Below are 22,995 nucleotides of genomic sequence, written 5' to 3' on the forward strand. Positions count from 1 at the left end.
ACCGGTCACGCCTTGCACAGCTCTGCCGTCTTCAGGTCCGCCGGCGGGATCGTCTCCTTGCCGAAGCCGTACTGCCCGATCAGCTGGACGTAGCGGTCCGGGTCGGACGTGATCTTCTTGAGCTGCTCGTTGAAGGCGTCCCGCAGCTCCTCCTGGCCCTTGCGGAAGACGGCGCCGCCGGGGCTGTACTGCTTCTTGCCGTCCAGCTCGGGGATGAACGGCTCGGTGACCTCCAGGTCGCCGTTGTTCTTCACGAGCCAGTTCAGCGAGATGCTGGTCAGCAGGAAGGCGTCCACCCGGCCGCCCTTGACCGCGTCCGCGCCGTCCTGCGGCTTCTGCAGCGTCTTGATGTTGCCGTCGGAGATCCCGGCGCCGGCCGCGTAGTCCTTCTCGACCGCACCCGACATCACACCGACGGTGACCCCGGCCGCCTTCGCCGACGCCAGGTCGGTCAGCTTCTTCGGGTTGCCCTTCTTCACCAGCATGGCGGTCGGCGAGACGAACTCCGGCTCGGAGAACAGGGCCTTCTCGCAGCGGTCCGGCAGGATCGCCATACCGGCGCTGATCACGTCGTACTTGCCGGCCTGCAGACCCGGGATCAGGCCGTCCCACTCGGAGAAGGTCGGGCGCAGCTCGGGCACGCCGAGCGCCTTGAAGATCTCCCGGTGCAGGGTGGGCGCCTCGCCCTTGAGCTCGCCGTCCTCCTCGTAGCCGTACGGCGCTTCGTTGGCGTAGGCCACCTCCACGTAGCCCTGCTTCTTCAGCTGGTCCAGCTTCGAGCCCTCGCCGTCGCCGCTGTCGGTCTTGCTGCAGGCGGTGAGCAGGCCGGGGACGGTGAGCAGGCCGCCGACGGCGGCGGTTCTGGTGAGGAAGCCCCTGCGGGAGAGATTCGGGAACTCGGTCATGGACGTGCAACCTCCGGGAGACCTTGCCTGGTTGGGCCGGTGACGGCCAGTGGTGGCGCCTGCCCGATTCCCGGGGGCTATGCGCGAAGGGCGGACGATGTGATGCAACGGTGACCGGAGCGAGATGCTCCCGTTGTCCGCAGGTCGCGCCGCCGGGTCAGTGCCCCGGCACGTAACCGCGCCGCTTGTCGACCACGTTGCGCAGCGGCCGGCCCGCCGCCCAGCGCTCGTACAGGTCCACGAACTGCGCGGCCAGCTCGTCGTGCCGGCCGACCGCGGCGCCACCCACCCGCGGGGAGACCAGCAGCCCCGGCGTCCGCCACAGCGGGCTGTCCGGCGGCGGCTCGGCCGTGGCGCCGTCCAGCGCCGCCCCCGCGATCCACCGGCTGGTCAGCGCCCGCACCAGCGCCGCCTCGTCGACCAGCGGAGCGCGGCCGACGTTGACGAAGTACGCCGAGGGCTGCATCACCCCGAACCGGCGGGTGTCGAACATGCCCCGGGTCTCGGCGGTGAGCGGAGCCGCCGCCACCACCCAGTCGGCGCGGGCGAGCAGCCGGTCCAGGTCGTCCGGGCCGTGGATGCCGGTCCGCGGCAGCCGGCCCACGACGGCCGGGGTCACCCCGAGCGCCTTCAGGGCGCTGGCGACGGCTCGGCCCACCGGACCCGAGCCGACCACCACGGCGCGCGTCCCGGCCACCCGGCGGGTCTCGCGGTGCCGCCACTCCCCGCTGCGCTGGAGCGTCAGACCGCGCGCCAGGTCCTTGGCGTGCGCCAGCACCAGGGCGGCCACGTACTCGGCGACCGACTGCTCGAAGACGCCCCGCGCGTTCGTCACCACCGTGTCGCAGGCGATCAGCTCGGGGCGCAGCAGGTGGTCCACGTCCGGCCCGGCCACGTGCACCCAGCGCGGGCGCCGGGCCCCGCCCGGCCACGCCCGCCGTACCGCGCGGGAGGCGGCGTCCCACACCAGCAGCACATCGGCGCCCGGCAGCCGCCCGGTGAGCCCGTCCGCGTCCGTGTGCTCGACCCGCGCGCGGCCGATGAGGCGCCCGAGCCGGGGCGGCGGCTCGGCGTCCAGCACCAGCACGGTGGGAGCGCGGGGTTCCAGCGGCATCCACGGCCCTTTCGTCGGCTTCCTCGGCGGCGGCCAAGGCCCTGACGTGCGGGGATCGTCCACGTTCGCAGCCGCCGCCCACGCCGTCAACACGGCCTCGCCGCACCGCTCGCAGATCTCGCCGCCCAGCCCGGACCGCCTCACTCCACGGCCCCGGACCGCCTCGCCGGACGGCCCGGCGCCCGGACGGCCCAGCGCGGTGTGGTCGTGGCCCCGATACCCGGGTACCCGACTGACAGCAACGGCGAGCCGCAGCAGAGAGGCTGGACATGACCGCACTCGGATTCCTGTACCCGGGCCACGCGGCCGAGGACGACTATCCCCGCATGGAGCAGCTCCTGGGCAGCGACGTCCGAGTCGACCTCGTGCACACGGATGTCACGGACGACACGGACACCGCCGAGGAGGACCGGGACACGGCCGGGGACGACGCCGTACGCCGGCTGGGTGACCCCGAACGGCTCTCGGCCGCCGCGGAGCAGCTGCGGCTGGCCGGCGCCGAGGCCGTCGTGTGGGCCAGCGCGGAGGGCAGCTTCCGCTACGGCTGGGAGGGCGCCCAGCGGCAGGTGCGCGCCCTGGCGCTCGCGGCGGGCATGCCGGCCTCCTCGACGTCGGTCGGCTTCGCGCACGCGGTGGCCGAGCTGCGGGTGCGGCGGGTCGCGGTCGGCGCGACCTGCCCGGCGGAGGTGGCGGACTTGTTCGCGCGGTTCCTGCGGGCGGCGGACATCGAGGCGGTGGCCGTGCACGCCGCCGGGGACCGGGCGCCGGAGCAGGTCGCCGCCTGGGGCCGTGAGGAACTGCTCGCCCTCGCCCGCGCCGCCGACCACCCGGACGCGCAGGCCCTGCTCCTGCCCGACACCGGCCTGCGCACCGCCGGTCACATCCCGGCCCTGGAAGAGGCCCTCGGCAAGCCCGTGCTGACCGCCAACCAGGTCACCGTCCGCGAGGCCCTGCGCCTGACGGACCGCCGGGTCAACGCCCCCGAGCTCGGGGCGCTGTTCCGGCGGGAGCCGATCGTCCAGGTCTGAGCACCCGGCCGACCCCGGCGGGCCGGGAATAACCGGAGACAGTCCCCTGTTGGCTCGACGGGCCCACGCGGCGCCCGCACCAGGCACCCGGCCGGGCACCCGGCCCGGCACCCCAGGAACAACGCAGGAGGCTCCCCGGTGGACGAGATCCGAGGCACGGCACAGGGCACGGCGCCCGTACCCCTCTCCGTACTGGACCTGGTCACCGTGGGCTCCGGCCGGACCGCGAGCGACGCGCTGCGCACCAGTGTGGAGCTGGCCCGGCTGACCGAGTCCCGCGGCTTCCACCGGTACTGGGTCGCCGAGCACCACTCGATGCCCGGCGTCGCCTCCTCCTCGCCGGCGGTGATCCTCGCCCACCTCGCCGCTCATACCGACCGCATACGCCTCGGCTCCGGCGGGGTGATGCTGCCCAACCACGCGCCGCTGGTGATCGCCGAGCAGTTCGGCACGCTGGAGGCGCTCGCCCCGCACCGGATCGACCTCGGCCTCGGACGCGCCCCCGGCACCGACGGCGCCACCGCCGCCGCCCTGCGCCGCACCGACACCCTGAACGAGGGCGCCGACGACTTCCCGCAGCAGCTCGCCGAGCTGACCCGCTTCCTCGACGACGACTTCCCCGACGGCCACCCCTACCGCCGTATCCACGCCGTCCCCGGCCCGGTCCAGGCGACCTCGCCCGGCGGGGTGCAGTCCCGGCACCGCCCGCCGGTCTGGCTGCTGGGCTCCTCCGGGTTCAGCGCCCGGCTGGCGGGCCTGCTGGGGCTGCCGTTCGCCTTCGCGCACCACTTCTCCGCGCAGAACACCGTCCCCGCCCTCGACCTGTACCGGGACTCCTTCAAGCCGTCCGCCGTGCTGGCCGAGCCGTACGCCCTGATCGGGGTCTCCGCCCTCGCCGCCGACGACGCGCGCGAGGCCCGCCGCCAGGTCCTAGCCACCGGCCTGAACATGGTGCGGCTGCGCACCGGCCGCCCCGGGCTCTTCCCGTCCCCGGAGGAGGCCGAGGCCCACCGCTTCAGCGAACTGGAGAGGGAGTTCGTCGACTCCTGGTCGGCGAACATCGTGCACGGCACCGCCGACGAGGTCCGCGCCGGCCTGGACGACCTGCACAAGCGCACCGGCGCCGACGAGCTGATGCTCACCAGCCACGCCCACCGCGGCGAACTGCGCCTGCGCTCCTACGAACTCGTCGCGGATGCCTACGGACTGCCCACCGGGTGACCGGGCGCACGCCGCCACCAAGACGAACATCGTGCCCCGGGTGCTCGCCGCCTCCAAGACGAACATCGTGCCCCGGGTGCTCGCCGCGTCCAAGACGAACCCCGTGCCCCGGGCGCACGCCTCGCCCAAGACGCACCCCGGGGCTTACGTGCACGCCTCGCTGTAGCGCAGCTCGGAGATGCGGTCCGGCGGCACCGGCCGGGAGTACAGCCACCCCTGGCCGGTGTCGCAGCCGATGCGCCGCAGCCGGTCGGCCTGGGCCGCCGTCTCCACGCACTCGGCGGTGACCGTCAGCCCCAGCCGGTGCGCGAGGTCGATCATCGCCTCGACGATCACCTCGTCCGCCGGGTTCGGCGGCCCCGCCCCGTCGCCGCGCCCCTCGTACTGGAAGCCCCGCACGAACGATCCGTCCAGCTTCAGCACCGACACCGGCAGCCGGGACAGATAGGCCAGGTTGGAGTACCCGGTGCCGAAGTCGTCGATGGCGATGCGCACGCCCATGTCGCTCAGCGCCTGCAACGCCTGCAGCGGCCGGCCGGCCGAGCCCATCACCGCGGACTCGGTCAGTTCCAGTTGCAGCAGGTGCGGGGGGAGCCCGGTCTCGGCGAGGATCGCCGCCACGTCCGCCACCAGGTCGGAGTCCCACACCTGACGCACCGCCACGTTCACGCTCACGAACAGCGGCGGCTCCTGCGGGTGGTCCAGCTGCCAGCGGCGGGCCTGCCGGCAGGCGGTGTTCAGCACCCAACGGCCCAGCGGCACGATCGAGCCGTCCTCCTCGGCCAGCGCGACGAACCGATTCGGCGGCAGCAGCCCGAACCGCGGGTGGTCCCAGCGCACCAGCGCCTCCACCCCGTGCAGCCGCCCGTCCGCCATGCCGACCAGCGGCTGGTACTCCAGCACGAACTCGCCGCGCTCGATGGCCGGCCGCAGCGTGGAGGCCAGCGCCTGCCGGGTCATCAGGTGCGCGTTGCGCTCCGGGTCGAACAGCGTCCAGCGGGACTTGCCGTCCACCTTCGCCCAGTACAGCGTGGTGTCCGCGGCCTGCATCAGCCCCGTCGCCGTCGTCCCGGCGGCGTGCCGCTCCACCACGCCGATCGACGCGGACAGCCCCAGGCGCTGCCCCGCCAGGTCGAACGGCGCCTGCAGCGCGCGCAGGACCGCCTCGGCCAGCTCGGAGAGCTGGTCGGTGCCCGTGGAGTCCTCCACCAGCAGGGCGAACTCGTCGCCGCCGAGCCGCGCCACCAGCGGCATGCTCGTCCGGCCCGCCCCGGCCTCCTCCGCGCAGGCCGTCAGCCGCTCGGCCACGGCGGCCAGCAGCCGGTCGCCGACGCGGTGGCCGAGGGTGTCGTTGACCACCTTGAAGCCGTCGAGGTCCAGGTAGCACAGCCCGATCCGGCCACTGCCGCCGCGCTCGTAGGCGTAGGAGTCCGCCTCCAGGGCGGCCGTCAGCCGCTCGAAGAACAGGGTGCGGTTGGGCAGCCGGGTCACCGGGTCGTGCATCTCCAGGTGGCGCAGTCTGGCCTGCAGATCGCGCCGGGCGCTGATGTCGGTGACCGACAGCAGGACCCCCGGCCGGTCCGCGTCGCCCAGCGCGGAGACGGTGACCTGCACCCACAGCGAGTGGCCGGTGCGCTGCTTCAGCCGCCGGGTGCAGCGCACCCGGGCCTGCCGGCCGCGCAGCAGCTCGCGGTAGGCGTGCCAGGTGCGTGGGTCGGAGGACAGGTCCATCAGGTCGGCGGCCACCTCTCCGGCCAGGGAACCGGGTTCCCGGCCGAGCAGGGTGCCCAGCGACTCGTTGGCGCTGACCACCAGGCCGCCGCGGTCGACGACGGCCATCCCGAGGGGAGCGGCGGCGAAGACGGAGCGGTAGGTCAGCGGGTCGTCGAAGGCGGTCATGGCGAGCGCACCGGCTCCGGTGCCGGTGCGCGGATCGATGGCCCCCTCGGTACCGGACGGGGCTGTGCTGTCACGCTCCGTGACGGCTGACCCGTCGAGGTCTGCCGCGGGCGTCGGCCCTTCGGACGTTCCGCTCACCGCTCGCTCCCGCAGTGCACTTGATCTCTGTCCGCGCAGCAAAGTGTGCCGATCATAGAGGCTGGCCCCGGAGTTGCGCAGCCACTGCTTAGTGTCCCCGACCGGACCGCACTTCTGACAGATCGTTTCTGCCCGCACCTGGACGGGTTCTGGGGGTGCCCGACCGCTTGTGACGTTCCGTGAGTGGTCCGGGGGTGTCGACCGGTCCGCATCCCCCCGGTCCCTCACTCATCCGGTGCAGATAAACAGGGCGTAGTACGACAAATCCACACAGGCTGGATGGCGGTGTCCCCTGAACCGCCCGGAGGTCCCTGTGCCGCGTCCGCTCTCGCGCCCCCGACTGCGCAGTACCGCGGCCGTGTTCACCACCCTCTCCGCCCTCGCCGCCACCTCCCTGTTCTCCGCTCCCTCGGTGGCCGAACCCTTCTCCACCACCCCCTGCGCCCTGCGGCGCACCGCCGCCCACCACTCCGAGGGGCTCGACACCTGGAACCCCGCCTATCCCCGGCCCACCCGAGCCCTGGACGCGGTGATGGTGTTCCTGTCCTTCCCGGACTGGCGGCCCCTGTCCAGCCCCGCCGCGCTGACCGCCGACCACTTCCCGGCCACCAGCCGATTCTTCCGCCAGGCCTCCTACGGCCGGTTCACCTTGCGCGCGCACCCGCTGCGGCACTGGATCCGCATGCCCAAGCCGTCCACCGCGTACGCCATACGGCGCGACTGGCGCCCCGAGCACCGTGCCGCCTACCTGCGCGACGCCCTCGCCGCCGCCGACGGGCTGGTCGACTTCTCCCGCTACGACATCGTCTACCTCGTCGCCGACCCGGACGCGCCGGGCGTGGACTCCGACGCCACCAAGGTGGTCAATCTGCGGGCCCCGCTGCGGGTCGACGGCACCGACATCCGCCGGGTGGTGACGGTGTTCGAACGGCATCCGCCGGACCGGCTGGTTCTCGCCCATGAGACCGGCCATGTCCTCGACCTTCCCGACCTCTACCGGCGGCCCGCCGACGGCAAGGGCGACTGGGACACCCACGTCGGCGACTGGGACCTGATGGGCAGCCAGTTCGGGCTCGCCCCGGACCTCCTCGGCTGGCACAAGTGGAAGCTCGGGTGGCTGCGACCGCGCCAGGTGGCGTGCGTGCAGGGCACGGAACCGGCGCGCCTCACCCTGGAGCCGCTGGGTGCCGGTCCGGGGGTGCCCGTGCTCCGCGCGTCCGGCATGCCCTTCTTCGGGCTCGGCCGCGGCACCAAGCTGGCGGTGGTGCGCACCGGCGTCGACACCGCGCTCGCCTTCGAGGCGCGCGAGCAGGTGGGCAACGACCGGAACGCCTGCCGCTCCGGGATCCTCGTCTACCGGGTCCGCGGCGGCACCGAGTCCGGCCGGGGGCCGGTCGAGGTGATCGACGCCCACCCGGACACGGACGCCTGCTGGGAGCGCTCGGTCTATCCGCCGCTCGCGGACGCGCCGGTCGGGGTGGGCGAGAGCTTCACCGTGCCGGGGCGGGAGGGGACCCTGGGCGTCCGGGTGATGGTCGAGGGCCGGACGGCGTCCGGGGGGTGGACGGTGCGGATCACGCCTGGGGTGTGACCCGGGTGTGAGGGGCGTATGCGAAAAGCCCCCCGCTTGTGCGAGGGGCCTTCCCGTCGAGTGCGCCGCCAGGGACTCGAACCCCGGACCCGCTGATTAAGAGTCAGCTGCTCTAACCAACTGAGCTAGCGGCGCCTGCTGACGTCGTAGACCTTAGCATCCTGCTCCGGGGAGAACGAAATCGAAATCCGGGTCCCCGTCCGGGCCGCCCGCACGGCCGCCCACAGCAGTATCTCGGGGCCCGGCAGCCACGGGCGGCGGGTGTCCGGGGCCACCAGCCAGCGGGAACCGGAGGCGCCGGGGCCGGCCAGGGACGGCACGGTGACGGCGTCGCCGGTGCCGTGGCAGAGCAGGGGCGGGACGGCGGCCGTACGACCGGCGGGGTGCCCGGCGCCGGTGTCCGACGGGCCGCTGCCCCACTCCTCCCAGGCCAGCAGGGACGGCAGCCGCCGGGCCGTCCCGGGGGCGGCGAACAGCAGCACCCGCCCGCGGTGCACGGCCACCGGGCCGGAGCCCGCGCCCTCGTCCCACAACCGGTCGAGCATGCGGCGGCCGAACAGCGCCGGCACGCTCACGACGTCGAAGACGGAGCCGCACGGCAGGACGACGGGCGCGTCGGGACGCTCCCGCCAGTGGGCGAGCGCGCTGCGCGGATACGTTCCGGCGGAGGCCAGCCAGGCGGCACCGTCCGCGGTGGCGCCGACGGCGTCGAGGGTCTCGTCCCATACGCTGCTCATACCTGACAGGTGTACCTGTGGTGAGCGTGCGGTTCCGGTGAGTTGCCGAAACCCGGGACAGCGGAGCGCGGAACGGCTATCCTGCCCGCCTGGCATATGCCGGACGTCGGTGCGCGCGCCTCAGACCGGGTCGACGGGGCTGACTCCCTCGCCGTCTCGCAGCAGGTCCCGCCCGAATTCGACCATCTTCTTGGCGTAGTCCTCGGTCCACTCCGCCCGCTCGGCGATGTCCGCCGCGGTCAGCCGGTCGAACCGCCGGGGGTCGGCCAGCTGGGCCGCCGCCATGGCCTGGAACTCCACCGCCCGGTCGGCAGCGGCGCGGAACGCCAGCGTCAGCTCCGTGGCGCGTGTCAGCAGGGCCCGGGGGTCGTCGATCGACTCCAGGTCGAAGAAGTGCTCCGGGTCGCCGGCGGCCTCCGCCGGCTCGAACAGCAGGGGCGCGGGGCGTAGCCGCGGCTCAGGGTGACGCGGCGTGGGCTCCGCCATGTCGTGACCTCCTCCTCGGGTCGCTACCGGCCCGCCCGGATCACCCGCACGGACCACCCTCCATTCTCCCCCGCCCCCGCCGTGCGGACTCCCCCCACTTCGGCAGAGCCCCCGGGGCTCGCAGAGCCCACCGGTCAAGAGCCCCTCCGGTCCCGCAGAGCCCCCGGTCCCGCAGAGCCCCCGGTCCCGCAGAGCCCCCGGTCCCGCAGAGCCCCCCGGCCCCGAAGAGCCACCACCCCCGCACGTCCCGGCGCGGCCCGGTTCCGTCACGGCCGCCAGGCCACCCGGTGTTCCGCGAGGTGGGCCAGGACCGCGTGGTTGGCCTCCCAACCGTCCGGAAACTTCACCAGAGTGCCGAGCTGGACCGGCTCCGTGGACGGGTAGTCGTCGAGGAGGTCGGTGACCCCGGCGCGGCACACGACGATGCAGGCGTGGCGGTGGCGGGAGGCCAGGACGCACAGGCGGCCGGTCTCCAGGTGGAAGGCGGTGGCGTCGGGGCGGCCGGACAGCGGATGCAGGACGACCGTGACGTCGAACTCCATGCCCTGCAGCCGGTTGGCCGTGTCCACCGTGACGTCCGGCACCGCGAGGTCCGCGAGAGCCGCCCGGACCGCCGCGGCCTGGTCCCGGTGCGCCGTACCGACGGCGATGCGGTCGGCGGTCAGCGGAGCCGGCACCGGGGAGCGCTCCGAGGTCGCCGCCCCGCCCCGGTCCAGCAGCCGTCGTACCACTGCGGCGACCGCGCGGACCGCCTCCGGGTCCGTGCGCGGCGTGTGCCGGGCCGGCAGCTCCAGCAGCCCCCAGCCGGTCTCCGCCGCCTCGTCGATCACCCGGTCCGGGCCGGACCCGTCCGACGGCACCGCGAACGCCAGGCTCCGGTCCCCGTGGCCGGTGCCGCTGCGGAACCGCGTGTACGGGTAGAACGCGTCCGAGACCAGCGCAGCGGCCGACGCCGGCAGCCGCCACGACACCGGCAGCCGGTGCTGGGGCAGCTCCGGGTTGTGCGCCAGCAGCGTGGTCACCGCCGACGCCGACGGGTCGTACGACAACCCCGCCCACTGCTCGCTGCCCACGATCGCGAACGGGTCCAGCTGCCCCGGATCGCCCACGAACAGCGCCCGCTCGAACAGGCCGGCCACGGCCAGCAGCCCGTCCGAGCGCATCTGGTACGCCTCGTCGACGATCGCGTGCCGCCACGGCTCGTCGGCCTTCACGTGCGCCCACTTCGCCGCCGTGGAGATCACCACCGGCAGCCCGCCGAGGTCCCCGGCCTTCGCCGACTTCCGTACGTTCGCCAGGTCGTCCAGCGCCTTGTCGTAGGGGTCGGCGTCGCTGCTGTGCAGTCGGCCCACCGGCAGGTCGGGGGACTTGTCGGCGAGGCGCAGCACCAGGTCGTCGACCTGCGCGTTGGTCTGCGCCACCACCATCAGCGGCCGCCCGGCCTCGGCGAGCTCCAGCGCGGCCCGCACCACCAGCGTGGACTTGCCGGCGCCGGGCGGGGAGTCGACGACGACACCGCGCGCGGTGCCGTGCAGGGTGTCGCGCAGGATGGCGTCGGTGGCGCGGGTCGCGGCCGTACCGGGGTCGAAGCCGGCCTCGGTGGTCACAGGACGTCCTCCTCGGTGACGGGGTCTGCGGCCTCGGGTGCCTGCTCGCCGGGCGGCCCGCCGTGGGTCCACGGGGTATCCTCCGGGTCGGGCAGCCTCGCGCCGCCGCGCTGCTCGTGCTCGAACAGCGTGAAGCACACCCGGTCGCCCTTCTCGGGCACCGACCCCTCCTCGGGCTCCTTGCCACGGCCCATCTTGTCGACGATCCGCAGGACCAGCAGCGACCCGTCGTCCTCCAGGCGCACGAACTCCGCCGCCTGGGGCCTGCCGCCCAGCGACCGGTAGACCTTGGCCCGCTCGGCGAGGTGCGGCCGGTCCTCGGTGCGGACCGTGACCAGCGGGCGCGGGCTGGGCCGCCGGCTCTCGGAGTGGGCCATCACGACGTCGGTGACCTCGCCGGCGAACGCCTCCCCGGCCAGCCGCCGCCCGGCCATCACCAGCGGGTCGTCCAGCGCCTCCTGCGCCTCCAGCCGGGCCTGCTCCCGCTCGCGCGTGGCGAGCTTGTTGGCCGCCGTGACCGCGTCGTCGCGGCGCGGCTGCGGGGGCTCTCCGGCCAGGACGCGGTCGCGGTGCCCGGTGAAGGACCAGCGGTCGCGGGTCCAGCGCTCCTCGACGTGCGCCCCCTCGGGCAGCGCCCGCAGCAGGTCCAGGCCCCGCCAGACCCGCTCCCAGGTGGGCAGGGTGCGGCTCAGCACCAGCTCGCGGATCTCGCGCTCGGCCGCGGTGAGGACACCGAGCCGGTCGTCGGCCTGCAGGCCGTCCTCGGCGGCGGCCAGGGCGGTGCGCGCCCGGTCGTAGCGTTCGATGGCCGGTGCGAGCAGCCGGTTGTCGAACGCCGGATCGGTGGCCGGGCCGGCCGGCGGGCACAGCAACTGGCCGTCCGCGTCCCGCCCCGACTCGGCGAGCCGCGCGGCCTCGGCGCCCGATCCGTCCTCCGGGGGGTCGATCCACGCGAGCAGGGCACCCAGGTGCTGGTCCTCCACGCCGGACTGCCCGGTCGCCCAGTGCCGGGCGAGCACGTCGGTGAGCGCGAGCAGCAGGGTGGAGCCGGGCACCCGGGCCCGCTCCCCGAAGTGCGTCAGCCACCGTCCCAGCAACGGCACGCGCGGCGGCGCGGGATGCGGGGCCTCCGGCTCCTGTTCCGCGGTGCGCCGGAACCGCATGGAGCGGCCCAGCAGGCGGACGAAGTCGATGCCCGCGCGGCTCGGCACGATCAGCTGCGGGGCGTCCGCGCACAGCTCGACCTCCACCTTGACGCGCTTGCCGGTCTCCGGGTCGGTCTCGGTGCGCTCGGCGGCCTCGACCACCCCGGTGTAGGAGTCGACGTACGGCAGGACGACGTCGGCGAGGTCGGCGAGGAAGGCGAACCGCAGGTCGCGGTCGCGCGGCTGCGGCACCACCAGCAGCCGGGGCGCGTCCCGGTCGGTCCCGACGAGCGCCCCGAGCGGCGCGCCCGCCTCACCGGCGGTGGTGAGCGGCACGAGGACCAGGGGCCGCCGCGACACGTGCCGGTGGCGGACGGTCGCCGTCGGCTGCGCGCGACCGGTGGCGACGGCCTCCAGCCGGGCGAGGGTGGCCATCAGCGACATGCCGCCTCCCCGCGGGCCTCACCGAGCGCCTCCGCGCGCAGCGCCGCCGCTCTGCGCAGCGCCGCCACCGCCGGGTCCGCGGGATCCCCGTCCTCGCCGCGGGCGGCGGCGAGGACGTCCTCGACGGTGCTCAGGCCGCCGAGCTCGGCGCGCACGGAGCGGCCCAGGGGGGTCACCGCGCCGGCCGCGCGGGACCGTTCGCGGCAGTGGAAGGCCAGCTCGCAGGCGGACAGGCACTCGGGCGCGTAGGACGCCGGCAGCGCCTCCACGGCGGCGGTGAGCCGCTCGGCGGGCAGGTCGGGCGCGAAGCAGGTGCCCTCCGGGAGGGTGTCGGCGATGTCCTGCACGCGGGTGAGGCGGGCCAGTTGCCGGGCGGTGACGGCGCGCTGCTTGCGGATGTCCACGGCGGAGCCGGTGGGCTGGTTGGAGAAGTCCTTAGGGCAGACCAGCAGGACCCGCTCACGCACCCGTGGCGCCGGGTCCAGCCGGGCGGCGACCCGCTCCAGCGCCAGTACGTAGACCGCGGCCTGGCGGGCGGCGGCCCCGACCTTCGCCGGGTCGGCCGCGCCGTCCAGCATCGGGAACGACTTGATCTCCACGACGCTCCAGCTGCCGTCGGGGTGCACGACCACCGCGTCCGGCTCCAGGAAGGCGGGGGAGCCCGCCACCTCGAGGGCGAGCATGGGATGGTCGAGCAGCGTCCACGCGCCGGTCGCCTCGGAGGCCTCCCGCAGCGCCAGGGCCGTACGGGCCGTGCGCCCCTCGGGGCCGATCGCGCTCAGGTCGGGGACCGCGGCGCAGGCCGGGGGCTCGGCCGCGGGGTCCAGCCGGTCGTGCACCAGCCGCAGCAGCTCCGCGCCGCCGTCCGCCTTGACCCGCGCCTCGAAGGCGTTGCCGCGGATCAGGGCGAACTGGGACTGGCCGAAGGCCGAGGGCGAGCCCAGCGCGCTCGCCAGGGCGGTCTTGTCCACCCCGGCGCCGTCGAGGAGCGCGCGCCGCCGGCACCCGGGGTTCGCCGCGAGCGCGGCGAGGGCCCGCGCGTCCAGCGCCTTGGCCGGTACGTCGGGCCCGCGCAGCTCAGCGAGCCGCCGCCGGAGCGCCGTCCCCCGCGTCGGTGGGGGCGGCGTCCGGTTCGGCTCCGGATGCGAACCCTGTTTCGCGCTGCCGTGGAAGTCGCTCACCCGGGGAAGTCTTGCATTCGCCACTGACAATCGAGGCCGGAGCGTCGGAAGTCGCGCCGGGAGAGGCGGCGGAAGCCCGCGTGGGTGACGCGCCCGGGGCGCTCTTCGCGAGCGCCGGGAAGCGGACGGCGAGCCGGGCCTGCACCCGGTCCGTCGCGCGCAGCACCAGCGGCGTCAGCAGCAGCCCGACCCCCATCACGGCCACGCCCGCGACCGCGTCGAGGAAGTAGTGGTTGGCGGTGCCCATCACCACGATCGTCGTCACCAGCGGGTAGACGACCCCGGCCACCTTGGCGGAGCGCGTGCCGCCGTGCCGCCACAGCATGACACCGCACCACAGGGCCCAGCCCACGTGCAGACTCGGCATCGCCGCGTACTGGTTGGTCATGCCGCCCATCCCGCGCGGGGCGCTCGCCTCGCCGCCCCACCAGCCGTACGAGCTGTACTGGGCCATCGTGTCCACGAAGCCGTGGCTCGCCGACAGCAGTCGCGGCGGGCAGGTGGGCAGCAGGGTGAAGCCGATCAGGCCGATGAACGTCGACGTCATCAGCCAGGTGCGGGCCGCCCGGTAGTGCCCGACCCGCGACCGGAACAGCCAGACCAGCAGCACCGGGGTGACCACGTAGTGCAGCGACGCGTACCAGAAGTCCGCCGGCACGCCCAGCCACGCCTGGTGGGTGAACAGCCGGTTGAGCGGGTGCTCGGCGTTGATGTACAGGAACTTCTCGATGCGCAGGATCGCCAGACCGTGGTCGACGGCCGAGGAGACGTCGCCCCGCGCGAGCAGTCTGCCCGCGGAGTAGCAGCCGTAGACCAGCAGGATCAGCGGCAGCTCCGTCCACCAGCGCAGCCGTGTCAGCGAGGCCGCCACGGTGCCCGGTGACTCGGTGTGGGGCATCCGATCGCCTCTCCTTCGTGTCGCTTCCGCGGTCGCCGTCCCATGTCGCCGCGTGCCGCGGCATCGGGCGTGTCACTTTACGGCGTATGTGCGCGCCGGTGCCCGGCACCCCGGCCCTCAAGACGCCGAGACCGCCCCCTGGGTTGCCCCTCTCAGGTGTGAGCGATGATGGAGGGGTTCGTCCCCTGATCCACCCGGAAGGTCCCCATGGCACCGCGCATCCTGCTGGCCCGGCACGGGCAGACCGAGTGGTCGCTGGCCGGCAAGCACACCGGCAGGACGGACGTCCCGCTGCTGGAGGAGGGCCGGCGCGGCGCCAAGCTGCTCGGCGAGCGGCTGCGGCGCGCGCCCCTCGGCGGTCTTCCCGGCACCGAGGTGCGCACCAGCCCGCTGGTACGCGCGCGTGAGACTTGCGAACTGGCCGGCTTCGGCGAGCGCGCGACCGTGTGGGACACGCTGATGGAGTGGGACTACGGGGCGTACGAGGGGATGACCCCCGCCGAGATCCTGGACACCCGCCCCGGCTGGCTCATCTGGCGCGACGGTGTGCCGGACGGGGAGACACTGGCCGAGGTCACCGCCCGCGCCGACGAGGTGGTCGCCTGGGCCCGGTCCGCCGACCGGGACGTCCTGGTCTTCGCCCACGGGCACATCCTGCGCTCCATAGGCGCCCGCTGGCTCGGCCTGCCCCTCGACTTCGGCGCGCGGATCCGGCTGAACCCGACGTCCCTGTCCGTGCTCGGCTGGGCCTACGGCGAGCCGGCCGTCGAGAGCTGGAACGACCTGGGGCACCTGGCCGCGTGACGCGCCCGGCGCCCGGTCCCGTACCGGGTCAGACCGTCCGGGGCAGCGAGGCGTGCCGCTCCAGGAACGCGGCCACCCCCGTCGCCCGCCGGTGCGGCAGGAGTACCCGCGCGGTGCCCGCCAGCATGGTCTGGACGCGGGACGACTGGACCTGCTCCAGCAGATCCAGGACGCGCATGCCGGCCGCCGCTGCCTCGTCGGGGCGGCCCCCGCGCGCGAGGTCGTCGGCCAGCTCCGCGGTGTAGAGGGCGATGTTCCGGGTGAAATGCGGATCCTGCAGCCGGGTCGCGCGGGACGCGTGACGGGCGGCGCGGGGCCAGTCGCCGAGCGTGGACCAGCACTGCGCCTCCAGCACCTCCAGTTCGGCCTCCCCGTAGAAGCTCATCCACTCCGGGTCGGCGTCCGAGGGCCCGCGGCCGAACAGCGCCTGTGCCCGCACCAGGGCCTGCTCGCAGGCCGACCGGTCGGCGAGCCCCGCCCAGCCGCCCGCCTCGCGCAGCGAGAGCAGCGACATCAGCCGGGCCGAGCCCAGGGGCCGGGCGGCGCGCTGGGCCGCCTGCGCGGCCCGGACCGCCTCGCGGGGCCGGCCCGCGTCGCGGGCGAGGAAGGCGGTGTTGCAGAAGGCGTGTGCCTCCAGCGCCTGGTCGCCGGTCACGCGCGCGGTGGCGAGCGCTTCGGCGTAGTGCGAGCGGGCGTCCTCGAACCGGCCCGAGTCGTGCGCCAGCCAGCCCACGGAGATGGCGAGTTCACCGGCGCCCGAGTGCAGCCGGTCGGCGGTCGCCTGCCGGGTCGCGCCGGCGTCCAGCAGCGCGTAGGCGGCGCGCAGCGGGGCGGCCGCGCGCCGGTAGAGACCGTCGGCGCCGTGCCGGTCGTCCAGCAGCCGGATCCTGCGGACGGCTTCTTCCAGGACGCCCGCCTCGCCCGCCCCGGCGCGGCGCACCGGTCGCCGGGCGGCCGAAGCGTCCGGGGCGAGCCCGAGCGGGCCCAGGGAGGCGGCGGCCAGGGTGGCGCCTCCGCCGGTCATGAATGCGCGACGCAGCACGTCGCTCTCCTCGTGGTTGTGGTGCGGGTCGTACGGATGGTGCATGTCGGGCCGGTCGTGCGGGGCGTGGACGGCGTGTGCTTCCTGCGGGTCCTGCGTGTCGATCAGGTGGTGCGGTTCTGGGGCGTTCTCCGGGGCATACGGCTCACGCGCCCCGCGCGTCTCACCGGCGCCGGGCGCGTCGTCCGCTGTACGCGCCCCGCGCCCGCGCACCGAGGAGCGGGGCGCGAAGCCCAGGTCGGTGAGCGTGCGGCCGGGAAACATGTGCAGGAACACCCGCTCGTAGGCGTAGTTGGGACAGCGGATCTCACCGGCCTCGACCCGCCCGATGTAGCGAGCGTCACAGCTCACCCGCTCGCCGATCTCCCGGGCGGCCCGCCGCACCAGCGCGGCGAACTCCGCGGGTGAACGCCGGCCGCGCAGGCGCCGGAAGACGAGGTTGGGCCGCGGTGGCCGGCTGGGCCGGGGCGTGGGCACCGTTGACGACGCCATGGCCGGGTCCTCTCGTGCGAACCGTCGAACCATGCCGGATCCAGGGGCGGTCCGACCGCGAAGACGATCAGCCGACCGTCCTGTCTCCGGCGGGCAAGAACGTACCTGCTGCACCAGGGCCGCCACGCGATGTTTGACTACAAACCGGATATGTCACCCGTGATCTGCCATGAACTGCCATCCTTTGCGGCGGACTTCGGCCGTAGCCCTTGACGCGCTCCCGCGTTGAACCCGTCAGACCGCCGTCAGGGGTTCCGTTCCGTCGTGGAGGCCGGCATGGAGACCAGTCAGGGAAACGTTCCTTGTACGCCGTGCGATCTGGTGACCGTGCCGGCGCGGCAGGGCCTGGAAGCGGTGGACATCCTGCGGCGGGGCGCGGGTGACAGCGTCGGTCCCGTGCTGCACGACGACGGGGGCGGCACGCTGGGCTTCGTGGTGCCGGCGGGGACGGCGGCCGCCTGGGACGTGCCGGGCAGCACCTGTACGGGGACCGACGGACGAGGCCTGCGGCTGGACCCGGAGCCGCCGGTGGCCGGCTCGGACTGGCTGCTGCCGCCCGGCGAGGCCGACCTCGCGACCGACCCGGCGGTGCTGCGCAGAGCGCTGGGCGAGGCGGCACGGCTGATCGAGGCGGCGGACAGCTGCGAGTGATCGCACGCGCTTCGCGTCCCCGGCGCCACGCCGCACCCCCGCCCCTGCGAAAATGGCCCGATGGGAAGGTCCAGGAACGCCCGGCGCGGGCGGGGAGCCGCCGAACCCGTCGTCGAGAGCGTGGACGGCGGGGTCGCCCAGCTGATCCCCGACCGGGAGCGGCCCCGGGCCTGGACGCTGCTCATCGACGGCGCACCCCAGTCGCACGTCGACCTCGACGACCCGGCTCGTCTGGAGTTCGAGTACCAGCGGCGGCTGGGCCACGTCATCGACCTCGTCGCACCGCCCGGCCGGCCGGTCCACGCCGTGCACCTCGGCGGCGGCGCGTTCACCCTCGCCCGGTACGTCGCCGCCACCCGGCCCCGCTCCACCCAGCAGGTGGTCGAGCGGGACGGGAGCCTCGTCCGGCTGGTGCGGCGCGAACTGCCGCTGGACCCGGCGGCCCGGATACGGGTGCGGTCCGTGGACGCCCGCGAGGGGCTGGCCAAGGTGCCCGACGGCTGGGCCGACCTGATCATCGCCGATGTCTTCGGCGGGGCCCGGACGCCGGCCCATCTGACCTCCACCGAGTTCCTCGACGCGGTCCGCAGGGCGCTGCGCCCGGACGGTGTCTACGCCGCGAACATCGCCGACGGCCCGCCCCTGGCCCATCTGCGCGGCCAGATCGCCACCGCCGCCGCGCGGTTCGCCGAACTGGCCCTGGTCGCCGACCCGACGGTGCTGCGCGGCAAGCGGTTCGGCAACGCGGTGCTGGTGGCCGCGGACGGTGCGCTGCCGGTCGCCGAACTGACCCGCCGGGCCGCCTCCGACCCGCACCCCGGCCGGGTCGAACACGGGCGCGCCCTCACCGACTTCGCCGGCGGCGCCGCACCGGTCGCGGACGCGTCGGCCGTCGCGTCGCCGGCCCCGCCGCCGTCCGTGTTCCAGTAGCCGCTCGCGTGACGGTGGCCGCGGCGGAGGCGGGGACGGTGGCCGTGACGGCGCGTCAGTACGTCCCGATCTCCACCCGTGGCGGCCCGTCGTGCCAGGTGCAGAACACCGACACCCGGTCGGTGCCCGAGCTGAACTCCACGCGGATCCATGAGGCGGTGGTCCAGGTCTGCATCGACCAGCCGGGGCCCGGTGTGGCCGAGACGAGACCCGCTGACGTCGCGCCGAGGTCGAAGACGACCCGGCCGCCGTCGGTGTCGTAGCTCCTGACCCGGCCGGACGGGCCGGAGGGGGTGGCCGTGGCGCGCGGCTTCGCCGAAGGGGCGGCGGAGGACGGTGCCGGGCTCGTGGAAGGGGCGCGGGAGGCGTCGGCCGACGGTGTCCCGGAGGACGGTGCGGGCCGGCTGGTCGCCGGGGGCAGCGGCCCGGGCTCCCGCGCGGGCTTGTCGTCGCCGGCCGCCGCGAGGGGCAGGGCGTACGGCCGCTCGTAGGCCGTGCCCGCCATCACCGTGTGCACACCCCACCACGACAGCGTGACCGCCGCGCCGGTGGCGAGCGACCAGGCCAGTACGTGTACGAGTCCTCTGCGCATCGCGGGCCATACTGCCCCACGTCCCCCGTGGGTGTCGCCCCGTCGTCCATAAAGGGGGAGTTGTCCACAGGCTCCCGACCGGCTCGCCCGCATGGCGTACGGTGCGGCGCATGGCAAGTGTGCTCGTGGTCGAGGACGACCAGTTCGTACGCTCGGCGCTGATCCGGCACCTGACCGACGCCGCCCACACGGTGCGCAGTGTCGGCACGGCGCTGGAGGCGCTGCGCGAGGTCGCCCATTTCCGTTTCGACCTGGTCATCCTGGACCTGGGACTCCCGGACCTGGACGGTTCCGAGGCGCTGAAGATGCTGCGCGGCATCACGGACGTGCCCGTCATCATCGCCACCGCACGCGACGACGAGGCGGAGATCGTCCGGCTGCTGAACGCGGGCGCGGACGACTATCTGACCAAGCCGTTCTCCGTGGAGCACCTGGCGGCGCGGATGGCCGCCGTGCTGCGCCGCTCGCGCGCCGGCACCGGCGAGGCGCCGGCGGACGGAGTGCTGCGCGTCGGCGGCCTGACCGTCGACCCGATGCGCCGCCAGGCCGAACTCGACGGCCTGCGGCTGGACCTGACCCGCCGTGAGTTCGACCTGCTGGCGTTCCTGGCCGGCCGGCCGGGCGTCGTCGTACCGCGCCGGGAACTCCTCGCCGAGGTGTGGCAGCAGTCGTACGGGGACGACCAGACCATCGACGTCCATCTGTCCTGGCTGCGCAGGAAACTGGGCGAGACCGCCGCCGACCCGAGGTACCTGCACACCCTGCGGGGCGTCGGGGTGAAACTGGAGCCGCCCGCCGAGGGCGTCTCGGGCGGGGGGCCGGTGCGATGAGGTGGGCGCTGGTCAAGGTCTGTCTGGCCGTCACCACCATGGTCGTGGTGGCGTTCGCCGTGCCGCTCGGACTGGTCGTCAAGGAGATGGCCCGGGACCGCGCCTTCTCCAACGCGGAGCGGGAGGCGGCCGTCGTCGTGCCCGCGCTGTCCATCACCACCGACCGCGACCAGCTGGAGCGGGTCCTCGCCTCGGGCGGCGGTGACGACGGCATGGCCGTGCACCTGCCGGCCGGGCCGGGCCGCGCCGCCGTCGACCTCGGCCGGCAGCGGGCCGGCAACGAGGACATCGCGACCGTACGGCGGATGGGCCGGGCCTCCACCGCCGAGGTGCCGGGCGGGTTCGTGCTGCTGCAGCCGGTCGCGGTGAGCGTCGGCACGGCGGTGATCGAGGTGTTCGTGCCCGAGGCGGAGGTGACCAACGGCGTGGGCACGGCCTGGGCGGTGCTCGCCGCCGTGGGCGCCGCGCTGGTCGTCGGCTCGGTCGCGGTCGCCGACCGGCTCGGGGTGCGGATGGTGCGGCCGGCCCAGCGGCTCGCCGTGGGGGCGCACGAGCTGGGCGAGGGGCGGCTGGGCGCCCGGGTGCCGGAGGACGGGCCGACCGAACTGCGGCGCGCGGCGGTCGCGTTCAACTCGATGGCGGACCAGGTCGTCCAGCTCCTCGCGAACGAACGGGAACTGGCGGCGGACCTGTCGCACCGGCTGCGCACCCCGCTGACCGTGCTGCGGCTCAACACGGCCTCGCTCGGCGACTCACCGGCCGCCGACCAGACCCGGTCGGCGGTCGCCCAGCTGGAGCGCGAGGTCGACACCATCATCCGGACCGCCCGCGAGGCCAAGCCGCAGACGGCGGCCGCCGGCCCGGGAGCCGGGTGCGACGCGGCGGAGGTGGTGCGCGAACGGATGGCGTTCTGGTCGGCGCTCGCCGAGGACGAGGGCCGCAAGGTGCGGCTGGCCGGGGTGGAGCGCCCGGTGCGCATACCCGTGGCCCGCGCCGACCTCGCCGCCGCCCTGGACGCGCTGCTCGGCAACGTCTTCCGCCACACCCCCGAGGGCACCGCCTTCGCGGTCGACGTGCACAACGCCGAGGACGCGGTGATCGTGCTGGTGTCGGACGCGGGTCCGGGCATAGCCGACCCGGAGGCGGCGATGGCGCGCGGCCGGGGATCGGGCAGCGACGGCTCGACCGGGCTGGGGCTGGACATCGTACGGCGGCTCGCGGAGTCGACCGGCGGGGATGTGCGGATCGGGTCGTCGGTGCTGGGCGGCACCGAGGTGCGGATCTGGCTCCAGCTGGACGGGCACGGGCCGACGCCCGCGCGCCGGGGACACCGGGGTGCGGTGCGGCGGCGGGGGCGGGGGCGCACCGCGGGCGGGACGGGCGGAGCCTTCGAGGGCGCCGGGAGGCCCGGGGCGGGGGAGCCCCGGCAGGCCGCCGGAGGGAGCCGGGTGGCCCGAATGGTCTCTACCTTTAACCGATCCCGATCCCTTCCTTAAGCGCGCCCTAAGATCCCCGACGCCCGTCCGGGACAGGCGGTTTGCCCGGTTCCGGATCGCTAGCGTGCCTTCGCGATCCCACCCGAGAGCAGCGAAGGCAGGCACGTGATGAGTTCCCATCGGCGCAAGGTCAGCGGCAGGAACAAGGCGATCGGCGGTGTCGTCGCGGCGGCCGTCGTGGGCGGTGGTGTCTTCGTGTTCACCAGCACCGCCCAGGCCGCCGGGATCGGCGCCGCGTACACCAAGACCAGCGAGTGGTCGACGGGCTACACCGCGCAGTACGTCGTCACCAACAACACCGGTCGGGCGAAGGCCGACTGGACGCTGGAGTTCGAGCTGCCGTCCGGAGCGACGCTGGGCTCGCTGTGGAACGGCGAGTCGAGCGTGAGCGGCCGGCAGGTCACCGTGAAGCCGCCGAAGTGGGACACCGACGGGCTCGCGGTCGGCGAGTCGGTGACCGTCGGCTTCGTCGTCAACGGCACCGCCGACCCGACCGGTTGCCGTATCGACGGCGTCACCTGCTCCACCGACGGCGGTGCCACGCCCGAGCCCAGCGGCCGCCCCACCCAGTCCCCGACGACGGCCCCGACGACACCCCCGACGACGGCCCCCACGCCCACCACCCCCACCGCCGAACCCTCGCAGCCCAGCGGCACGGGCACCCCCGGCACCGGCACCCCCGGTACGGGCACGTCCGGCACCGCCCGCTTCGCCCCGTACGTCGACACCTCGCTCTACCCGGCCTTCGACCTGCTGGCGACCGCCCGGGCGACCGGGGTGAAGGACTACAACCTCGCCTTCGTCACCGACGGTGGCGGCTGCACCCCGAAGTGGGGCGGTGTGACGGACCTGGCCGACGACGCGGTGGCCGCCCAGATCGGCGCCCTGCGCGACCAGGGCGGGGACGTCCGCGTGTCCTTCGGCGGCGCGGCCGGCTCCGAACTCGGCACCACCTGCGCCTCGGCGGACAAGCTGGCGACGGCGTACGGCAAGGTCGTGGACGCCTACGGGCTGACCAAGGTGGACTTCGACGTCGAGGGCGGCGCGCTGCCCAACACGGCCGCCAACTCCCGCCGCGCCCAGGCGATAGCCGAGCTCCAGCGGCGCCACCCCGCCCTGGACGTCTCCTTCACCCTCCCGGTGATGCCCGAGGGCCTCACCCAGGACGGCGTGAACCTGCTCGCGGACGCCAAGTCCCACGGGGTGCGGATCAGCGCGGTCAACATCATGGCGATGGACTACGGCCCGGCGTACAGCGGCGACATGGGCGGCTACGCCGAACAGGCCGCCACCGCCACCCAGGCCCAGATCAAGAGCGTGCTGGGGCTGAGCGACAGCGCGGCCTGGAAGACGGTCGCCGTCACCCCGATGATCGGCGTCAACGACGTCGCCTCCGAGGTCTTCAAGGTGGACGACGCCGCCCAGCTGGTCGCCTTCGCCAAGGCCAAGGGGCTGGGCTGGCTGTCGATGTGGTCCGCGACCCGCGACAAGCAGTGCGCGGGCGGCACCAAGAACACCGCGGACGCCACGTGCAGCTCGATCCTGCAGGACCCGTTCGCCTTCTCCAAGGAGTTCGCGGCGTACCGGTGACCTACGACCGGCGGCGATCGGCGGCCTACCGGAGACCGGCGCTGATCGGCGACCGGCACCGGCGACCGGCACCGGCGGCAGACCGCGGCCGGAGAGAGCGGCGGGGCCCGGGAGCGCCCCCACAACGTCCCGGGTCCCGCCTGTCCGGTGGTCCCGCCTCTTCGGCGGGTACGC

At 74.6% G+C, this 22,995-nt stretch carries 21 protein-coding genes and 1 tRNA gene; 10 read left to right on the forward strand and 12 right to left on the reverse strand.

The genetic code is table 11. The annotated features are described in order from the left end of the window. Positions 1-5 precede the first annotated feature (5 nt). A complete protein-coding gene (gene ehuB / locus AC3ET3_RS07255) occupies positions 6-905 on the reverse strand; it encodes an ectoine/hydroxyectoine ABC transporter substrate-binding protein EhuB (RefSeq protein ID WP_435611839.1) in 900 nt (299 codons plus the stop codon). Between the two features lie 157 nt (positions 906-1,062). Continuing rightward, positions 1,063-2,019, reverse strand: coding sequence for a D-2-hydroxyacid dehydrogenase (locus AC3ET3_RS07260; protein ID WP_435611840.1), 957 nt, complete (start codon positions 2,017-2,019; stop codon positions 1,063-1,065). A 269-nt stretch (positions 2,020-2,288) separates the two neighbouring features. On the opposite strand from AC3ET3_RS07260, the gene AC3ET3_RS07265 reads away from it, so the two are divergent. The 3 genes from AC3ET3_RS07265 to AC3ET3_RS07275 all read left to right on the forward strand — a co-directional run bounded on the left by AC3ET3_RS07265 (position 2,289) and on the right by AC3ET3_RS07275 (position 4,434). Then, complete coding sequence (locus tag AC3ET3_RS07265; protein WP_432133197.1) at positions 2,289-3,047, forward strand: maleate cis-trans isomerase family protein; 759 nt, start codon at positions 2,289-2,291, stop codon at positions 3,045-3,047. Between the two features lie 138 nt (positions 3,048-3,185). Continuing rightward, positions 3,186-4,268 carry an LLM class flavin-dependent oxidoreductase gene (locus AC3ET3_RS07270; RefSeq protein WP_432133196.1) on the forward strand — a complete coding sequence of 361 codons (1,083 nt, stop codon included), beginning with the start codon at positions 3,186-3,188 and terminating at the stop codon, positions 4,266-4,268. Then, positions 4,243-4,434 (forward strand): hypothetical protein, encoded by a 192-nt coding sequence (locus AC3ET3_RS07275; RefSeq protein WP_432133195.1) that lies wholly within the window; start codon positions 4,243-4,245, stop codon positions 4,432-4,434. The genes AC3ET3_RS07270 and AC3ET3_RS07275 overlap by 26 nt, the downstream gene beginning before the upstream one ends. Here AC3ET3_RS07275 and AC3ET3_RS07280 read toward each other — a convergent pair. Beyond that, positions 4,413-6,305, reverse strand: a complete 1,893-nt coding sequence (locus AC3ET3_RS07280) for a putative bifunctional diguanylate cyclase/phosphodiesterase (protein WP_435611841.1) — start codon at positions 6,303-6,305, stop codon at positions 4,413-4,415. The two genes, AC3ET3_RS07275 and AC3ET3_RS07280, sit on opposite strands and share 22 nt — an antisense overlap. Before the next feature lie 313 nt (positions 6,306-6,618). Between AC3ET3_RS07280 and AC3ET3_RS07285 the strand changes: the two genes are divergently transcribed. After that, a complete protein-coding gene (locus tag AC3ET3_RS07285; protein ID WP_432133193.1) occupies positions 6,619-7,896 on the forward strand; it encodes a M6 family metalloprotease domain-containing protein in 1,278 nt (425 codons plus the stop codon). A gap of 61 nt (positions 7,897-7,957) precedes the next feature. Here AC3ET3_RS07285 and AC3ET3_RS07290 read toward each other — a convergent pair. The 7 genes from AC3ET3_RS07290 to AC3ET3_RS07320 form a co-directional block, all read right to left on the reverse strand. Further along, positions 7,958-8,031, reverse strand: a tRNA-Lys gene (locus AC3ET3_RS07290). Further along, positions 8,022-8,633, reverse strand: coding sequence for a bifunctional DNA primase/polymerase (locus tag AC3ET3_RS07295; RefSeq protein WP_432133192.1), 612 nt, complete (start codon positions 8,631-8,633; stop codon positions 8,022-8,024). The genes AC3ET3_RS07290 and AC3ET3_RS07295 overlap by 10 nt, the downstream gene beginning before the upstream one ends. A gap of 120 nt (positions 8,634-8,753) precedes the next feature. Next, a complete protein-coding gene (locus AC3ET3_RS07300; RefSeq protein ID WP_432133191.1) occupies positions 8,754-9,119 on the reverse strand; it encodes a hypothetical protein in 366 nt (121 codons plus the stop codon). 266 nt (positions 9,120-9,385) lie between these two features. Continuing rightward, positions 9,386-10,726 (reverse strand): DEAD/DEAH box helicase family protein, encoded by a 1,341-nt coding sequence (locus AC3ET3_RS07305; protein ID WP_432156676.1) that lies wholly within the window; start codon positions 10,724-10,726, stop codon positions 9,386-9,388. After that, on the reverse strand, positions 10,723-12,315 hold the full coding sequence (locus tag AC3ET3_RS07310; RefSeq protein ID WP_435611842.1) for a hypothetical protein: 1,593 nt from the start codon (positions 12,313-12,315) through the stop codon (positions 10,723-10,725). Before AC3ET3_RS07310 ends, AC3ET3_RS07305 begins: the two co-directional genes overlap by 4 nt. Continuing rightward, positions 12,306-13,496, reverse strand: coding sequence for a hypothetical protein (locus AC3ET3_RS07315; RefSeq protein WP_432133188.1), 1,191 nt, complete (start codon positions 13,494-13,496; stop codon positions 12,306-12,308). Before AC3ET3_RS07315 ends, AC3ET3_RS07310 begins: the two co-directional genes overlap by 10 nt. Further along, positions 13,393-14,394 (reverse strand): phosphatase PAP2 family protein, encoded by a 1,002-nt coding sequence (locus AC3ET3_RS07320; protein ID WP_435611843.1) that lies wholly within the window; start codon positions 14,392-14,394, stop codon positions 13,393-13,395. Before AC3ET3_RS07320 ends, AC3ET3_RS07315 begins: the two co-directional genes overlap by 104 nt. A gap of 207 nt (positions 14,395-14,601) precedes the next feature. Here AC3ET3_RS07320 and AC3ET3_RS07325 point away from each other — a divergent pair, with 207 nt between their 5' ends. Next, positions 14,602-15,198 carry a histidine phosphatase family protein gene (locus tag AC3ET3_RS07325; protein ID WP_435611844.1) on the forward strand — a complete coding sequence of 199 codons (597 nt, stop codon included), beginning with the start codon at positions 14,602-14,604 and terminating at the stop codon, positions 15,196-15,198. Positions 15,199-15,226: 28 nt separating this feature from the next. Here the strand turns inward: AC3ET3_RS07325 and AC3ET3_RS07330 are convergent, their stop codons facing one another. After that, positions 15,227-16,732, reverse strand: a complete 1,506-nt coding sequence (locus AC3ET3_RS07330) for an NsdA family TPR-like regulatory protein (RefSeq protein ID WP_435611845.1) — start codon at positions 16,730-16,732, stop codon at positions 15,227-15,229. A gap of 276 nt (positions 16,733-17,008) precedes the next feature. Between AC3ET3_RS07330 and AC3ET3_RS07335 the strand changes: the two genes are divergently transcribed. Next, positions 17,009-17,383: a hypothetical protein gene (locus tag AC3ET3_RS07335; protein WP_432133184.1), complete on the forward strand. Its 375-nt coding sequence runs from the start codon at positions 17,009-17,011 to the stop codon at positions 17,381-17,383. Between the two features lie 60 nt (positions 17,384-17,443). Then, a complete protein-coding gene (locus AC3ET3_RS07340; RefSeq protein WP_432133183.1) occupies positions 17,444-18,313 on the forward strand; it encodes a spermidine synthase in 870 nt (289 codons plus the stop codon). Between the two features lie 55 nt (positions 18,314-18,368). Here AC3ET3_RS07340 and AC3ET3_RS07345 read toward each other — a convergent pair whose 3' ends face one another. Continuing rightward, entirely contained in the window at positions 18,369-18,905 is a 537-nt protein-coding gene (locus tag AC3ET3_RS07345) for a hypothetical protein (protein WP_432133182.1), read from the reverse strand. A gap of 110 nt (positions 18,906-19,015) precedes the next feature. Here AC3ET3_RS07345 and AC3ET3_RS07350 point away from each other — a divergent pair, with 110 nt between their 5' ends. The 3 genes from AC3ET3_RS07350 (at position 19,016) to AC3ET3_RS07360 (ending at position 22,821) form a co-directional block, all read left to right on the forward strand. Further along, a complete protein-coding gene (locus tag AC3ET3_RS07350) occupies positions 19,016-19,735 on the forward strand; it encodes a response regulator transcription factor (RefSeq protein WP_435611846.1) in 720 nt (239 codons plus the stop codon). Next, entirely contained in the window at positions 19,732-21,231 is a 1,500-nt protein-coding gene (locus AC3ET3_RS07355; RefSeq protein WP_435611847.1) for a HAMP domain-containing sensor histidine kinase, read from the forward strand. Before AC3ET3_RS07350 ends, AC3ET3_RS07355 begins: the two co-directional genes overlap by 4 nt. Positions 21,232-21,339: 108 nt before the next feature. Further along, the gene (locus AC3ET3_RS07360) at positions 21,340-22,821 is read left to right on the forward strand and encodes a glycoside hydrolase family 18 protein (RefSeq protein ID WP_432133179.1); all 1,482 of its coding nucleotides are present in this window, start codon (positions 21,340-21,342) and stop codon (positions 22,819-22,821) included. Positions 22,822-22,995 lie beyond the last annotated feature (174 nt).

The sequence above is a fragment of the Streptomyces sp. bgisy159 genome, from assembly GCF_057707805.1.

Coding starts and splice junctions, on each gene's coding strand:
- AC3ET3_RS07345 (WP_432133182.1), bottom strand. CDS start 18,905: ATGCGCAGAGGACTCGTACACGTACTGGCCTGGTCGCTCGCCACCGGC.
- AC3ET3_RS07300 (WP_432133191.1), bottom strand. CDS start 9,119: ATGGCGGAGCCCACGCCGCGTCACCCTGAGCCGCGGCTACGCCCCGCG.
- AC3ET3_RS07355 (WP_435611847.1), top strand. CDS start 19,732: ATGAGGTGGGCGCTGGTCAAGGTCTGTCTGGCCGTCACCACCATGGTC.
- AC3ET3_RS07325 (WP_435611844.1), top strand. CDS start 14,602: ATGGCACCGCGCATCCTGCTGGCCCGGCACGGGCAGACCGAGTGGTCG.
- AC3ET3_RS07275 (WP_432133195.1), top strand. CDS start 4,243: ATGCCTACGGACTGCCCACCGGGTGACCGGGCGCACGCCGCCACCAAG.
- AC3ET3_RS07295 (WP_432133192.1), bottom strand. CDS start 8,633: ATGAGCAGCGTATGGGACGAGACCCTCGACGCCGTCGGCGCCACCGCG.
- ehuB (WP_435611839.1), bottom strand. CDS start 905: ATGACCGAGTTCCCGAATCTCTCCCGCAGGGGCTTCCTCACCAGAACC.
- AC3ET3_RS07310 (WP_435611842.1), bottom strand. CDS start 12,315: ATGTCGCTGATGGCCACCCTCGCCCGGCTGGAGGCCGTCGCCACCGGT.
- AC3ET3_RS07265 (WP_432133197.1), top strand. CDS start 2,289: ATGACCGCACTCGGATTCCTGTACCCGGGCCACGCGGCCGAGGACGAC.
- AC3ET3_RS07360 (WP_432133179.1), top strand. CDS start 21,340: ATGAGTTCCCATCGGCGCAAGGTCAGCGGCAGGAACAAGGCGATCGGC.
- AC3ET3_RS07320 (WP_435611843.1), bottom strand. CDS start 14,394: ATGCCCCACACCGAGTCACCGGGCACCGTGGCGGCCTCGCTGACACGG.
- AC3ET3_RS07260 (WP_435611840.1), bottom strand. CDS start 2,019: ATGCCGCTGGAACCCCGCGCTCCCACCGTGCTGGTGCTGGACGCCGAG.
- AC3ET3_RS07340 (WP_432133183.1), top strand. CDS start 17,444: ATGGGAAGGTCCAGGAACGCCCGGCGCGGGCGGGGAGCCGCCGAACCC.
- AC3ET3_RS07330 (WP_435611845.1), bottom strand. CDS start 16,732: ATGGCGTCGTCAACGGTGCCCACGCCCCGGCCCAGCCGGCCACCGCGG.
- AC3ET3_RS07335 (WP_432133184.1), top strand. CDS start 17,009: ATGGAGACCAGTCAGGGAAACGTTCCTTGTACGCCGTGCGATCTGGTG.
- AC3ET3_RS07350 (WP_435611846.1), top strand. CDS start 19,016: ATGGCAAGTGTGCTCGTGGTCGAGGACGACCAGTTCGTACGCTCGGCG.